13 protein-coding genes and 1 pseudogene are annotated in these 14069 nt (G+C 55.8%); 9 read left to right on the forward strand and 5 right to left on the reverse strand.

What is annotated here, in order from left to right:
• Nucleotides 1-5 precede the first annotated feature (5 nt).
• A complete protein-coding gene (locus AO065_RS24040) occupies nucleotides 6-1442 on the reverse strand; it encodes a YfcC family protein (RefSeq protein ID WP_004879345.1) in 1437 nt (478 codons plus the stop codon).
• Between the two features lie 279 nt (nucleotides 1443-1721).
• On the reverse strand, nucleotides 1722-2621 hold the full coding sequence (locus AO065_RS24045) for a LysR family transcriptional regulator (protein WP_004879346.1): 900 nt from the start codon (nucleotides 2619-2621) through the stop codon (nucleotides 1722-1724).
• 215 nt (nucleotides 2622-2836) lie between these two features.
• Here AO065_RS24045 and AO065_RS24050 point away from each other — a divergent pair, with 215 nt between their 5' ends.
• From AO065_RS24050 to AO065_RS27535, 3 genes and pseudogenes are all read left to right on the forward strand, one after another.
• Nucleotides 2837-4063 (forward strand): OprD family outer membrane porin, encoded by a 1227-nt coding sequence (locus tag AO065_RS24050; protein ID WP_004879348.1) that lies wholly within the window; start codon nucleotides 2837-2839, stop codon nucleotides 4061-4063.
• 266 nt (nucleotides 4064-4329) lie between these two features.
• Nucleotides 4330-4869: a YbhB/YbcL family Raf kinase inhibitor-like protein gene (locus tag AO065_RS24055; RefSeq protein WP_004879350.1), complete on the forward strand. Its 540-nt coding sequence runs from the start codon at nucleotides 4330-4332 to the stop codon at nucleotides 4867-4869.
• A gap of 5 nt (nucleotides 4870-4874) precedes the next feature.
• Nucleotides 4875-5141, forward strand: a pseudogene (locus AO065_RS27535) (helix-turn-helix transcriptional regulator); the annotation flags it as partial.
• Between the two features lie 331 nt (nucleotides 5142-5472).
• Here AO065_RS27535 and AO065_RS24060 read toward each other — a convergent pair.
• A complete protein-coding gene (locus tag AO065_RS24060) occupies nucleotides 5473-6288 on the reverse strand; it encodes a DUF1868 domain-containing protein (protein ID WP_004879352.1) in 816 nt (271 codons plus the stop codon).
• A 494-nt stretch (nucleotides 6289-6782) separates the two neighbouring features.
• On the opposite strand from AO065_RS24060, the gene AO065_RS24065 reads away from it, so the two are divergent.
• Nucleotides 6783-7139: a hypothetical protein gene (locus AO065_RS24065; protein ID WP_004879354.1), complete on the forward strand. Its 357-nt coding sequence runs from the start codon at nucleotides 6783-6785 to the stop codon at nucleotides 7137-7139.
• Between the two features lie 120 nt (nucleotides 7140-7259).
• The gene (locus AO065_RS24070; protein ID WP_004879356.1) at nucleotides 7260-8450 is read left to right on the forward strand and encodes a CaiB/BaiF CoA transferase family protein; all 1191 of its coding nucleotides are present in this window, start codon (nucleotides 7260-7262) and stop codon (nucleotides 8448-8450) included.
• A 66-nt stretch (nucleotides 8451-8516) separates the two neighbouring features.
• Here the strand turns inward: AO065_RS24070 and AO065_RS24075 are convergent, their stop codons facing one another.
• On the reverse strand, nucleotides 8517-9053 hold the full coding sequence (locus tag AO065_RS24075; RefSeq protein WP_050562135.1) for a cupin domain-containing protein: 537 nt from the start codon (nucleotides 9051-9053) through the stop codon (nucleotides 8517-8519).
• A 692-nt stretch (nucleotides 9054-9745) separates the two neighbouring features.
• On the opposite strand from AO065_RS24075, the gene AO065_RS24080 reads away from it, so the two are divergent.
• The 4 genes from AO065_RS24080 to AO065_RS24095 all read left to right on the forward strand — a co-directional run bounded on the left by AO065_RS24080 (nucleotide 9746) and on the right by AO065_RS24095 (nucleotide 12139).
• Nucleotides 9746-10513, forward strand: coding sequence for a BamJ family beta-barrel-assembly machinery protein (locus AO065_RS24080; RefSeq protein ID WP_004879361.1), 768 nt, complete (start codon nucleotides 9746-9748; stop codon nucleotides 10511-10513).
• Between the two features lie 365 nt (nucleotides 10514-10878).
• Nucleotides 10879-11331 carry a YkvA family protein gene (locus AO065_RS24085; protein WP_004879364.1) on the forward strand — a complete coding sequence of 151 codons (453 nt, stop codon included), beginning with the start codon at nucleotides 10879-10881 and terminating at the stop codon, nucleotides 11329-11331.
• Nucleotides 11332-11423: 92 nt separating this feature from the next.
• Nucleotides 11424-11759, forward strand: a complete 336-nt coding sequence (locus AO065_RS24090) for a helix-turn-helix domain-containing protein (protein WP_004879366.1) — start codon at nucleotides 11424-11426, stop codon at nucleotides 11757-11759.
• Nucleotides 11756-12139: a hypothetical protein gene (locus AO065_RS24095; protein WP_004879368.1), complete on the forward strand. Its 384-nt coding sequence runs from the start codon at nucleotides 11756-11758 to the stop codon at nucleotides 12137-12139. Before AO065_RS24090 ends, AO065_RS24095 begins: the two co-directional genes overlap by 4 nt.
• Before the next feature lie 82 nt (nucleotides 12140-12221).
• Here the strand turns inward: AO065_RS24095 and AO065_RS24100 are convergent, their stop codons facing one another.
• On the reverse strand, nucleotides 12222-13994 hold the full coding sequence (locus tag AO065_RS24100) for a bifunctional diguanylate cyclase/phosphodiesterase (protein ID WP_004879370.1): 1773 nt from the start codon (nucleotides 13992-13994) through the stop codon (nucleotides 12222-12224).
• Nucleotides 13995-14069: the final 75 nt, after the last annotated feature.

Below are 14069 nucleotides of genomic sequence, written 5' to 3' on the forward strand. Positions count from 1 at the left end.
CTTAATCAATAACCAATGGAGACCGCGATGGCGAGCATGACGAGTGCGATGCAGAAGAAAGTAACGAATAGTGGAAGAATAAAACGCGCCCATTGCCCCCAACCTACTTGCGCAGTGGCGAGCAGTACTAGCAAGCCACTGGATGTCGGCGTGATCATGTTGGTCAGCCCATGTCCCAGTAAAAACGCGTAGACGCTTGTCTGAGCCGTCACACCGGTCAGTTGGCCAAGTGGACCAAAAATGGGCATCGTGACAGCAGCGCCTCCCGAAGTAGACGGAATCATTACATCGAGGAAAAGTTGGGAAAAAAACATACCGAAAGCTGAAACAACGGGGCTGTGACCGCCAATCAGGCCCGCCAGGCCATTCACTACGGAGTCCAGAATCTTCCCGGTGGAAAGAACGTCCTCTACCGCAGTGGCCAGTCCAATCAGGAGGCCCGCCATCATGACCTTCTTCATACCGCTCAGGAACGCATCTGCCGCCGCTGTTGCGCCGATACCACTGATGGCCGCGAAAACAATGCTCATCCCGATGTAGTAGGCACTGAGTTCAGTGAATTTCCATTTCCACGTATTGGAGGCATAAACGAGAAAACTTACGCCTGCCAGCAGGGCAATCAGGGTGACTACATGTCGAACGGAAAGGCGTTTGTCGTCATTGATGACATGGGCTCTGACGTCGACTCCCGTGCGGCGAATGCACATCAGGACGAACGCGGTACCCACCAGCATGAATACAACGAAGGTCGCCGCGCGCATTCCCATTCCGCTGAATACGGGGAGGCCGACAATAGGTTGAGCAATGCCTAACGCGACGGGATTGGAAATGGATGAAAGAAAGCCAATCTTGACCGAGATGACCACAATGGCCAGTCCGATAATGGTCGGTAGTCCCATTCTATGGGCCATGGCCACCATCAGAGGGACGACCATGACGTATTCTTTGGCCATCCCGAGACACGAACTGCCCAATGAAAGTATCAGCATGATGGAGGGGACCAATAGGTATATATTTCCCCTGGCAAGAGCCAACATGCGGGTCAAGCCGGAATCTATTGTCCCTGACTTGTTGAGCACACCAAACATACCGCCGATCAAGATGACCATGAAAATCAAGCCGGACTGCTTAACCAGTCCCCTTGGGATTGCCATGAGTCCCTCAATGATCGAAACGGGTTTGACATCAGTCTCCTTACGGCCATCGACGCTGAACAGGTGGAGGGGAGAACTGTTTTTTTCGAGCGACTGGAAAGTGCCAGGTAATACAAGCTCGCCTTTTCGCGTGTACTCCCCGGAATCGACGATGTACGTGAGCAGCACAGCCACGAAGACGATGGCCAATAAAATGACTGCCGGATTTATTTGCGTGCTGGATGTCGAGGGCTTGTTGTCAGAAACGTTCCCGTCGACAGGTGTGTTGTGTGGGGTGATGACGGTCATGGTAGAACACTCTTGCTCGCGCACAGGCGCTAACTTTTATAAAACAGAACACGGTTCTGGCTCATTGGCAGTGGGTGCAAAAGTACCGTTTATTTTTCTGGGTGTGGTTCAGTCGACTGTTTCTTGTTGGAGGTTATGAGGTGCTCGATGTTTACGCTCATGAGGGGGTCTCTTTTTTATTGTTCTGTTATCGATTTGATTCAAACTGACCTTATCAAGCAACTGTTTGGGTCCGCAAGATTATGACTTATCGAGATACCCTTATGCGTTTATGGCTTTTTATGTGGCGCTCCGGTCGCTTAGGTAGGCGATAAGGTGCCTGGCAAAATCGTCCACCACCGTGGAACGAGGCTGGCTGGGGTGAAAGGCTAATCCAAATGTATATTCAATCAATGGTTTCAACGGGCGATATACAATGGGAAGCTGTTCGAAATGGGACGCCAGCAGGGAGTTGATGATCGATACGCCTAACCCCTCTGCTACAAACCCGCAGGCAACGCCTGCCGAGTGGACTTCTACTCTGACCTGTGGTCTCAAATTGGCGGCGCGAAAGGCCAGGTCTAAATCGGTGCGCAGTGTGCGTTGTCGCCCCAGCAGGACGAGGGGGGTGTTTCTCAGGTCTTCGATTGAAACAAACGATTGCTTGCTCAGGGGGTGCTCGGCAGGCATTACACAAACGGCCTCCGTGGTGACGGTGTAATCGATCTCGAAGTCAGCTATCTCGCTGGGCATCCGAATAATTCCAAGGTCGACCGAGCGATCCAGAATGGCCCGCTCGATCGTTTCGTAGGAGCCCGATACGATCTCCACAACAGAGTCTTCATGCTGCTTCAGGAAACCAGACACCACACGAGGCATCATCTGCTGGGCCATGCTCGTGGGCACCCCAACTTTGATCAACGTCTTGCGCACGCCTCCTAATCGAATCTCATCCGCCAGACGTTGGACTCTCTGGATCTGATCCACGACCTTGCTTATTTCTGCCAGTAGTTCAGCAGCTTCGGGTGTCGCGATCAGGCGTCCTTTCTTCCGTGCGAACAGGATTATTCCCAGAGACTCCTCAAGCTGCCCTAGAAGCCGACTGACGGCAGATTGTGATAGGCCCATTCTGGAGCCGGCTCCCGTGGTGGAGCCTGTCGCGATGATTGCCTGAAGGGCTTCGAGTTGCTTGAAGTTCATGCTGCTACTCCTCTCTTTCATCGATTGTTGTAGCTGACTCGGCCTCGCGAAAATTCGCATAGATGTATGCGTGATACTCATACTCTTGTGGGCTTGTAATTTCCCTAATAGTGTCGTGTCTGGACGAACGTGTGTCTAGAAAAACAATAAAGGGTTTGCTTTTTTCTCGGGCTCTCCGACTGCTAAAAAAAATCCAAAAAAGCGTGGAGGATCGTATGCGTTGTGTTTATAGACGTGGTGGGTTTCTGTGTGCGTCATTAATGATTGGCCTGGTTCCGAAAAGTAATGCAGAAGGGTTTTCAGACAGCTCGCATGCAAACGTACAGTTTCGAAACTATTATTTTAATGATGACTATCATGAAGGTGCCAATGACCGCCGCGAGTGGGCGCAAGGGGTGTTATTGAATATAAAATCCGGTTTTACGCCTGGGGCGGTTGGCTTTGCATTGGAAGGTCAAGGGTTGGCGGCCCTTCGTCTGGATTCAAGTCCGGCGCACACCAATACAGGTTTGCTGCCCGTCAATTCTGACGGGCATGCGGTTTCGGAGTTCTCCAGTGTTGGCCTGACCGGTAAAGCCAGATACCGGGATGCGTTGTTCAGTCAGGGGACATCGGAGCTTAAAATTCCCGTGTTGGTAACCAATGACGGGCGTATCCTGCCGCAAACAGTCACTGGCAGTCAGATTGAGTACAGGGGGATTGAGGGACTGTATGTTCAAGCCGGCCATCTGGATCAAGAAAAACTCCGCAACTCTTCTAATAATGAAGGGTTTACACCCGTTGGTTATGGCGGTGCCAAAGATGCCGATTTTGATTTTGCGGGGGGGCGGTACAGTTTAGGTAAGCAGCTCAGTCTGTCGTATTACTACGGGACGATGGAGGATTTTTACAGCCAGACGTTTTTGGGGCTGAATCACAAGCTGAATGTGGGTTCGCTTTCATTGACGTCGGATCTGCGATATTTTTCGAGTGACAAGTCGGGTAGCGCTTGGGCCGGAAATGTCGACGCTACGATGTTCAGTGGGTTATGGACACTGGGGTATGGAAATCATGCCGTCGGCCTGGGTTATCAGAAAGTAACGGGCGAGACATCATTGCCCTATATTAATGGCGGTTCAGTCTACTCGTTCACTAATGCCAACGTCGGTAAATTTGTTCAGGCTAACGAGCATACCGCTATGCTTCGCTATGATTATGACTTTGTCGGACTAGGATTTCCGGGGCTCTCCTTTATGAGTCGGTATTACACCGCCGGTGGCGGAGAGTACAAAAAACGCGCAGCCAGTGAGTGGGAACGTGACTCTACACTGAGGTACGTGGTGCAGAGCGGAGCGTTCAAAGGGCTCGGTCTTGAATATCGTGGGGCTACATTTCGTACGGATTACTCAGCCAATCATGACGATAACCGGCTTTATTTGACCTATGATTTAGCGCTTTGGTGAGTCACTCACGGTGAACCCTGGTCTGAGCGTGGCAGGTTTATGGGGCAGGTCATCCTCCGACTCTCTAAGCCTGTACGCGCCTTCAATTATTATTTAGTTATCGTCCCGCCATTGTTTCGTAAGCGTCTGGCCCACACAGGTCGGGAGTCAATAGTTTGCCTGAAGCAATCGAGCGTTTCGGCACTGTTGTCGAGCATTTCGGCACAGTCCTTACTCTTTATTCAACCTAGAATCGGGCTTCACTTTAAGACTCGGATGGAGCCTCAATGAGCATCAGGTTAATCCTGCCTGCACTTTCCATGGCAGTAGCACTCAGTGGATACGCTGCCGACTTCTCACTGACCAGCCGGGATATTGCTGACAACCGCTCGCTGAACAATCGCGAAGTGTTCCAAGGCTTCGGTTGCGAAGGTGGAAACACTTCTCCTGAGCTTTCTTGGACAAACGCCCCCGTAGGCACTAAAAGCTACGCGATCACGGTCTACGATCCCGATGCACCGACCGGTAGCGGTTGGTGGCATTGGACGGTGGTTAACCTTCCAGCTTCTACCAATAGCTTGCCAAGAGGCGTGGGGGCGAACCTGCCTGCCGGTGCGGTACAAGGGCGAACCGATTATGGCCAGCCGGGATTTGGCGGGGTTTGCCCACCTGTAGGAGATAAACCCCATCGCTATCAATTCACCGTATGGGCATTGAAAGTAGATAAGCTACCTCTCGACGGTGAGGCCAGTGGCGCCTTGGTTGGGTTCATGCTCAATGCCAACGCCTTGGCCAAATCGACCATTACTTCAACTTACGGACGTTAAGAACGATGCGCCCTTGTGACGGCATACAGCACCGGGAAAACATTATCGATGCGTGTGTCATAAGGGCGCGACAGCCCCTTGCCCTGCCAAGGGTACCGGTGTTCGTGACCACCCTGTGTAGAGTGCGACAGGGGGAAAAACTGTTGCAATGGGATGATCGGGAGATGCGCGCAGGGCCGCAGCATCTGATTTTGATGCCGGCCGGGCGCGAGCTTGGTATCTCAAACTTCCCCGGCCTTCACGGTCACTACATCGCCGATGCGGTGCGCTTTCGCTCACACTATGGCCTGTCGCCACGTGAATTGCGGACATCAATTTAAGCATTCTGATCACCGTGCGTGGAACCTCTGCTGGCAATGCAATTCAGTGCGCTTGGGCTTCTGCTTTTTCTCGGTCGCCGCTGGCACTGTTTGCAAGGCTTGAAGTACCGCTTCAATCGTCGCGATATCGGTATCGATCAGGTCATCCTGTTCACTTTGACGGTACTGCGCGGGTGCTGGTATCTCCCGCCTTTGAATCTTCAGAACTGCAATGAATCAACGCACGGTGCTGCTGTGGATGATGCGTTCTGCTTGAGGGGGGGCGCAGTCAAAAGGCGCCGTTTCAAATCGTTTCGGGCTGCTTGCCAATGGCGAACTTGTCATCGAACGTCAGCATGTCGTTGAAGGTGCAGAATCTGGGTGCATCCAGCGCGAACACCTCGAGGGTCTCGCGCAGGAACGTCAGGCATTTCTGCTGAACGGCCGCATATTCAAGGGTTTGTGCGTCGGTCATCCACTTCACCAGATAGCCCAATGAGATGTGAAACCCGTACTGATCATGATCCGGTGCGCGGATACCCAGGCGCTGAGCCAGGCGATCACGCAGGTCACGGATTTTTTTGTTTTCCTGCACGCTGGCCGGAACAAGCCGAATCGTGGCGCCGCTGTCCTTGTGAACATTGAAGTCGTCTACCTGCATCCGCAGCTCGAATTCATCGTCGAGATCGAAGTCAATCAAGTGTTCGGTGAAGTAATCCGTGCAGGCTTGAACACTGGCGCCTTTGGCGACCTCAACGGGCCAGAACGGCGGTTTTCGCCGTTCGTCGATCACGCCTTCGAAGACCGTCATGTGGTAACTGGAGGGCGGCAGCAGGCTCAGGCACTGACTGAACTCCTGGGCGGCCAGTGTATTCCTGACAGTGGTGAGCGCGTCGCTCAGTGGTGTTCGCAACGGAATCTGACTGATGATCGTGTTCCCGGCGAACGGCCGCGCCTTGCCGTTCTCGAAGAATTTGCGATTGACGTCAGAGGGCCTGGTGCCCTTGTGTTGCGGCATTGTAAGCAGGGGCGACGCAGGCGAAGCGGCAAGTGCGACACCGGTGGTCATGGCACAGGCTTGAAGCAGGAACGCGCGGCGCAGCAGTTTTACGTTTGTCACGTAGGAGTTTCCATCAGTGCGTTCGGTAAAGGCTGGAATGGGAAGGTTCCAATTTTGCGCAGACCCTACCGGCGGTTAATGACGAGGAAATGACGGGAACCGTTATTCGCGCCGCGAAGATAGCAGGTTTGTCGATGGCAGATAGAGATGTCTTGATGAAATTCCTGATAGCAACGACCTCATCAATACGGTTTTCTTATGCGGGTTAAAGTTTATCGATCCTGTCAGTTATCGATTCTGAGTGTTGTACGAATTGTCCGGGTGTTTTGTAATTGGTTAGTTATAAGTTAAAGCGCCGGTATTGAGCTTGATTTTCGCATTTCTCTGGTATTAGCTGCATTGCGTTGGCTGGCGCTTTCAAGGGCTGGCACTGAGTATGGATCGATTGTCTTGTAGGAAATAATCGGTTCGTAAAAAATACATTTTATGTCGTTGGAAACCATAAAGGGATTTATATGAATAACTGTATCAAAGGACTAGTGGTCTCGTGCGCCATGGCGGTTTCTGCCGGTGTCATGGCCTCTCCAGCGCTGCATACGGCGACCATTGATCAACAAGGTCGCGTCGTTGCGCAATCTTCTGCATGGATCAAGGCGGTGAAGCTGACCAATCAGAAAGATTACTTCGCAACTTATGACGTTCTGTTCGCGGAAGGGCTGTTCAAACAGGCACCTGGTTTCTGCTCGGTGTCTTCGATTGATACCTCCGACTATGATCGTCTGTTATACGGTCACACCAAGTTGGGCGGCGCGGCGACAACTGAAAAGGTCAATGTGCTGGGCCTTATGGTGGGCAAGAACGAACCTGCCGGTGATTCGGCCATGAGTTTTCAACTGGCCTGCACTCAGTAAGTCAAGCGAGCAACAGGAGCCCCGCCATTGCGGGGCTTTTTGCCTGCTTTTGATCAGTGACTTTTCATTCCTTGCATTTGCGCGGATCATCCGGTGTTCTCGAACCAGAGTGGAAGCGTCATGAACTTACCTCTTCAAGGCATCAAGGTCGTAGAACTGGGGCAACTGATCGCCGGGCCGTTTGCCGCGAAAATCCTCGGCGAGTTCGGCGCGGAGGTCATCAAGGTCGAGCCGCCGCTGACGGGCGACCCGCTGCGTAAATGGCGTTTGCTGCACAACGGCACTTCGGTGTGGTGGGCGGTGCAGTCACGTAACAAGAAGTCGGTCACCCTCGATCTGCGTCAGCCGCAGGTGCAGGAAGCGGTTCGCCGTCTGATTCGCGATGCCGACGTACTCATCGAAAACTTCCGTCCTGGCACCCTCGAAAGCTGGGGGCTGAGCTGGGAAGAACTGCATGCGCTCAATCCACGGCTGATCATGTTGAGGGTTTCCGGTTACGGACAGACCGGCCCCTACCGCGACCGACCGGGATTTGGGGTGATAGGCGAGGCCATGGGCGGTCTGCGGCATCTGTCGGGCGAAGCAGGGCGTACGCCTGTTCGGGTCGGTGTGTCGATCGGCGATTCGCTGTCGGCGCTGCACGGGGTGATCGGTATTCTGCTCGCTCTGCGTCATCGCGATCAGAACGGCGGGGCAGGGCAGCAGATCGACGTTGCGCTGTACGAGTCGGTGTTCAACATGATGGAGAGCCTGATTCCCGAATACTCGGTGTTCAACGTCGTTCGCGAACCGGCTGGCAGCAGCATGCCTGGCATCGCCCCCACCAATGCCTATCGCTGCAATGACGGCAAGTACGCACTGGTGGCGGGCAATGGCGACAGCATCTATAGAAGGCTGATGGAAAAGATCGGTCGCATGGACCTTGCCAATGATCCTGATCTGGCCCACAACGACGGTCGGGTCCGGCACGTGGCGCGGATCGATGCAGCGATCTCGACATGGACCGCCGAGCGTTCGCTGGACGAAGTGCTCAATGCTTTGAATGAGGCGCGGATCCCGGCAGGCAAGATCTACGACGCCGCCGACATCGCCAGCGACCCCCACTATCTGGCGCGGGACATGCTGTTGCAAAGCACCCTGGACGACGGCACACCTGTAACGCTGCCGGGCATTCTGCCCAAACTGCAGGACACGCCGGGCCAGGTGCGCTCGGCGGCTCCTACCCTCGGCGAACACACGGATGCGGTGCTGGAAGCGCACGGCATTGACGCTGATACCCGGGCGCAGTGGCGCAAGCTCGGGATCATCTGACGGTTTCATCACCGATCTGAATCTGATCGAGATGTCCGAGCCCGTGCCGGCCGCGCAACGATCAACTCAGGCCTGACACCCGCCCTTGTCATAGCTGCCTGGTTTTGCAATGAACGCTTTCGCGGCATTCGATTTTGTGAGGATATAAGCGCGGCGCCATGGCTGATCGTCAATGAGCTTCCAGCGATGGCCAAGTCCTGTGGTGTCCTGTGCGAGCAAGACTTCGCCGGGATGCAGTACGAAGTTCTCACCGCCAGTGGTGGAAAACTCCAGCGTGCCCGACAGCGTGATCACGTACTGCTCCTGTGGCGCTGGATGCCAGTCATAGGTTGCATGCGCCGGTGTTTCCTTGAAGTTGAGTGCGCTGACATCCGCCACTGCGCTCTGATCCAGCGTTCCCTGGATAACGTGCGACAGGTTGTCGGGACCGGTGCATAACCTGAAGGCCTTGATGCCTTGCGCTGGCGGTGCGGGTGATGCGGTGGCAAATGCTCCGCTACTTATAGGCAGCAGGATCGCTGCAGCGAGAACGGCCCACTGGCATGTGGGTTTGCGAGATAAGCGAGCCGGGGCTTTGGAAGTCGAGCACTGCTGATGTTGCATAGGGCCTACCTGATGGCTGAAAACTGCATGAAGCCTCGGGCGTCGATCGATGGCCGTGGCAGTTCAGGGCAGTGATGCCCCGCGCAGAGAATCGAACCACATCGCAGTAGAGTTAAAAATTATCTTTAATTTCATGTCGTCCTTCATATGAATTGGTTGTCGTGATACCAATTGGAAGCGGCTGCGCGCTCCATCGATGAGTCCGGCGTTCCCGTGCCACACATCGAGCCCGTCGCGATCTGGATCGACCCCGGCGGGTATGCACTCATCGTTATGCACAAGTCATCTGGCTATCCAGTGAGGCAGCAGCGCTGATGCGCTTTTGTAGCGCGATGTCATGAACACCGCAGAGCGCGCCGTAAGGGCGCAAAGGTGACCTGAGCCATGCGCTCGGCTCACTGAGTCCACAGTCTGTGCCATGTGTGACGCGGAGCGTCACGGGCGGCATGCCCACGCGGAGCGATGGGCACGATCAGTGTTGAGGCTGACTTGTGTATAACGATGAGCGGGTGTGCATGAGGTTCCTGAGCTGAACTGCAACTGAACGGTCATGTGCCAGGGCGGTAAAACCTTTGGATACCTGAACTTATCGGCCTTTTGTCTCTCTGATGCCGGTAGCCATTGATCGCGGCGGCCTGATAAGCTCGCGGCTTTACTCGTTTGCCCTTTTGGCGCATGAACAAGGAATTAGCATGAAACAGCATCGGTTGGCAGCGGCGATTGCCCTGGTCGGTCTGGTACTCGCAGGTTGTGACAAGCAAGCCAGCACTGTCGAGCTGAAAACTCCGGCACAAAAAGCGTCTTATGGCATCGGTCTGAACATGGGCAAAAGCCTGGCTCAGGAAGGCATGGATGATCTGGATTCCAAGGCTGTGGCCCTGGGTATCGAAGACGCTGTCGGCAAGAAAGATCAGAAACTGAAAGACGAAGAACTGGTTGAAGCTTTCGCCGCGCTGCAGAAGCGTGCCGAAGAGCGTATGGCCAAGATGAGTGAAGAGTCGGCAGCTGCCGGCAAGAAATTCCTCGAAGAAAACGGCAAGAAAGAAGGTGTCGTCACCACCGCTTCGGGTCTGCAGTATCAGATCATCAAGAAGGGTGATGGCGCCCAGCCCAAGCCGACTGATGTCGTGACCGTTCATTACGAAGGCAAGCTGACTGACGGCAAGGTGTTCGACAGCTCCGTCGAGCGCGGCAGCCCGATTGATCTGCCGGTTGGTGGCGTAATCCCGGGTTGGGTTGAAGGCCTGCAACTGATGCACGTAGGCGAGAAGATCAAACTCTTCATTCCTAGCGACTTGGCTTACGGTGCGCAGAGCCCGAGCCCGCTGATCCCTGCCAACTCGGTTCTGGTCTTCGACCTGGAACTGCTGGGCATCAAGGATCCGGCAGCTGCTCAGGCGCCTGATGCAGATGAAGAAGAGGCGGCTCCGGCCAAACCGGCTGCTCCCGCCAAGAAGTAACGCAACACCTGGCTACTGAAAACGCCCTGTCTCGACAGGGCGTTTTTGTGTGTGGGTTATTTGCCGAACGCTTGGCGGCGCTTACAGTCCCACTATCATGATCGTGAGAGAAATATTGTCTGACAGTCCGTTTTGCCTGATGGGCTAGCCTCAACAGTGTTCCCAAGTCAACGAATTCGTGGGTTTTTTTATGTGAGTAAAAAACGCCCGATCTAACCCAAAGCCCCTGAAAACAGGGACTTCAAGGTGAAAAAGGGCGGCTGTTCACAAGGTTATCCACAACAAATGTGGATAACCTTGCGGCATCCCCACCGGCAGGTTATCGAACCGATGTGCACCGTCACCTTTTCTGAGCGGGAGTGAACATGAAAGCACCGTGGAACCTGATCCGTTACCTGCCAGGAGCGCGCCGGCTTCTCGCGGCCGGGCGATTGCCGGGGCTGTTGTTCGCGGTGGCGCGCAAGGGCAACAGTGAAGGCAGTCGTCTGGGCAAGCTCAAGGATGACCTGCGCCTTCTCCAGAGCCTGTGCCTGGCTTACTGGCGCGGTGAGTACCGTGACATCAGCCCCAAGGCCATTCTGTCCATCGTGGCGGGCCTGATGTACTTCCTCAGTCCACTGGATGCGATACCCGACTGGATTCCGGGGCTGGGGATGTTCGACGACATCGCCGTGCTGGCCTGGGTGATGAAGCACCTGACCGACGAACTCGACGCGTTCCGCGCCTGGCGTGATCAGCAGCCACCTGAAAAACTGGTGGTGGTCGAGCGGCTGCCCGAAACCCAGGCATTGCTGGAGAAAGAGAAACGCATCGAGTGAAGCGTTTGAGCAACCCGTAGCGTTCCGCTGTTAAGATGCCACCCTATGGAACAGGCCTTCCAACCTGTGGCGTTTTCCTGCAAGGGGAGTCTATGGATCTTCAAGTGATATCTCGTGATGGTGAGCCGGAGTACGCAGTCCTCCCCTGGGCTCAATATCAGGTGCTGCTCAAAGCCGCTGGCTTTGCCGAAAAGCTCCGCCCCGAGACTGCTCATCCAGCACCTGAAGTTGCTGAACATCCTGCGTTCGACCAGTTGGGTGCGTTGCGCATTGCCAAGGGCCTGGAAGTCGCCACGCTGGCACGCGCGGTCGGTATCAGCCCTTCATACCTGGAATTGATCGAAAACGGCACGCGTGAACCCGACGCGGCCATCAAGCGCAGCCTTGCATGGGAGCTGGGCGTGCCGGGCTGGCGGGGTGAGTCATGAGCGTGCGCATCAGTCGTCAGCATTGGGACGGATTGCTGAACGAGCTGAACCATGCTCGCAGTCAGCGGCATCTTGTGACTTACCGTGCCTTGCTGGAGCGTTTGCAGTTCCCGAGTCCGGCCATGCAGACACTGACCGCAGCGCTCGAGCATCTGGCCGCCATGGATGCCCGTGCTGAACAGCCACTGCGCAGTTCACTGGTGATCAGCCAGGGTGCCAGCCGCCTGCCGCGGCCCGGCTTCTTCGAATGTGTCGAACGACTGGGCCGCTTCTCCGGCCCGTCCGACGGCGTGGCTGCCGCGTCATGGCACGCCGCCGAAGTAGTGCGGGTATTCGAGTACAGCTACCCGGAAGTGGAAGTGCAGGCGGGAAGCGTTTGATTGGCAGCTTTCAAGCGCAGGGCTTATCAGGCTTCTAGCCTGTGCCAAATGTGACGACGCTCTCCGCGCGCCTCTTAATACCTCACGCATCCACCAGCAGATCCAGTCGCGACGAGTCGATGACATGAATACTGGCGCCCGCCACGTCCTTGGCGAAGTGCTTGGCCTGCGAGGCCAGGTCGGCCAGTTGGCTGGCGTTGATCTGAGCGCAGCTCTCTTCCCGCAGGTGCACCACGCCAATCGACAGTGACAGCAGCGCAAACTCCTGACGCTGTCCCTGACGGTTGAGTGCGACGAAGCAGCCGGCTTCCAGGTGTTCGGCCCGGTAGAAGCGGCGGCACTGGTTCTGGAAATCCTCGAGTAGGTTGTTCAGACGCCTTTCCCAGTCGTCGAAACCCAGCACCATCAGAAAATCATCGCCGCCGATATGGCCGACGAAGTCCCTGCTCGGGTCCACCCGGTCGTTGAGGCATTGCGCCAGACACAGCAGCACTTCATCACCGCGTGCATAGCCATAGATGTCGTTGAAGGGCTTGAAGCTGTCGATGTCCACGTAACAGATCATCGACTCGCGACCTTGCTGCAACAGGCGTGTCAGGCACTGCTGAATCGGCACGTTGCCCGGCAGCAGGGTCAGTGGGTTGGCGTAGCGCGCCTGCTGGATCTTCATCTCGGTGATCAACTTGAGCACGTCGATTACCCGGCCCAGCCCCAGATAAGCGCCGTTGAGGGTGATGATGAAATCCTCTTCGATGCGCTGCCGCGCCCGACTGGTAAGCAGGCGGCTGACCTGCTGCAGCGACTGGCTGACTTCCACGGCCAGAAAGTCATCGCTCATCAAACGGCTGATCGGCTTGCGGGCGAACAGCTCGGTGCCAAACGGCTTCAGCAGCGCTTCTGAAAGCGAATGGCGATGGACGATACCGCAAGGCCTTGCATCGTCGTCCAGCACCGCCAGTGAGTTGAGGTTGGCCTGCTTGCGAAAGGCTTCCAGCACATCAGCCGTCGGGGTGGACTGGCTCACGGAAGGCTGTGGACTGAGCAGGGCAGAGAGGTCGGCGGCGTCCTCGTTCAGTGCCGGTGGCGGTGCTTCTGCCTTGGGCAGCATGGCGCGCGTGTCGCGTGACGGGCGTTCCTGAGGACGTGCCAGCAGGTAGCCCTGCACCAGATCCACGCCCATGTCGGTCAGGGCCGCGAGTTCTTCGGGCAGCTCGATGCCTTCGGCGATCACGATGGCTCTGGACGCTCTGGCCATTTGCAGCATGGAACCGACAAACTCTCGCTTCACGGCGTCCTGGTGAATGCCGTCGATGAAGTGCCGGTCGATCTTCACGTAATCCGGGCGCAGCTCTGACCACAGTCGCAGACTGGAATAGCCTGCGCCCAGATCGTCCAGCGCAATGGAAAAACCCATGTCCCGATAGTGATGCAGTGCGTTGTAGAGCAAATCGAAATCGTCGGTCGGCATCTGCTCGGTGAGTTCGATCACCACATTCTTGGGCGCGATGTTGTAGCGACGCAGCATTTCAAGCGTGCGGCCCGGCGGGTGCGAGGCTTCGAGCAGGGATTCCGGAGACACGTTGAGAAACAGCTTGCCGGGCAACTGCTGCTGGCTGAACCGGCGACAGGCGCTTTCGCGGCAGGTCAGTTCCAGCTCACTGAGGCGGCCAGCCTGGCGGGCGACAGCGAACAGGTTCAGAGGCGAATGCAGCGGGCTGTTGGACGGGCCGCGGGTCAACGCCTCGTAACCCAGAATGCTGCGCTCCGAGAGCGAGACAATTGGCTGAAACAGGCTGTGCAAGTCGCCGCGAGCCAGAATGGAACTCAGTGCGCCCAGCTGTTCAGTTACAGTCATGATGGTCTCGATGGCAATAAAAAGGGCTGAACGCGTTAGCGTTCAGCCCGTCATTTCACGACAGATTCATGACTG

It is taken from the genome of Pseudomonas viridiflava (assembly GCF_001642795.1).
Lineage (GTDB): Bacteria > Pseudomonadota > Gammaproteobacteria > Pseudomonadales > Pseudomonadaceae > Aquipseudomonas > Aquipseudomonas viridiflava.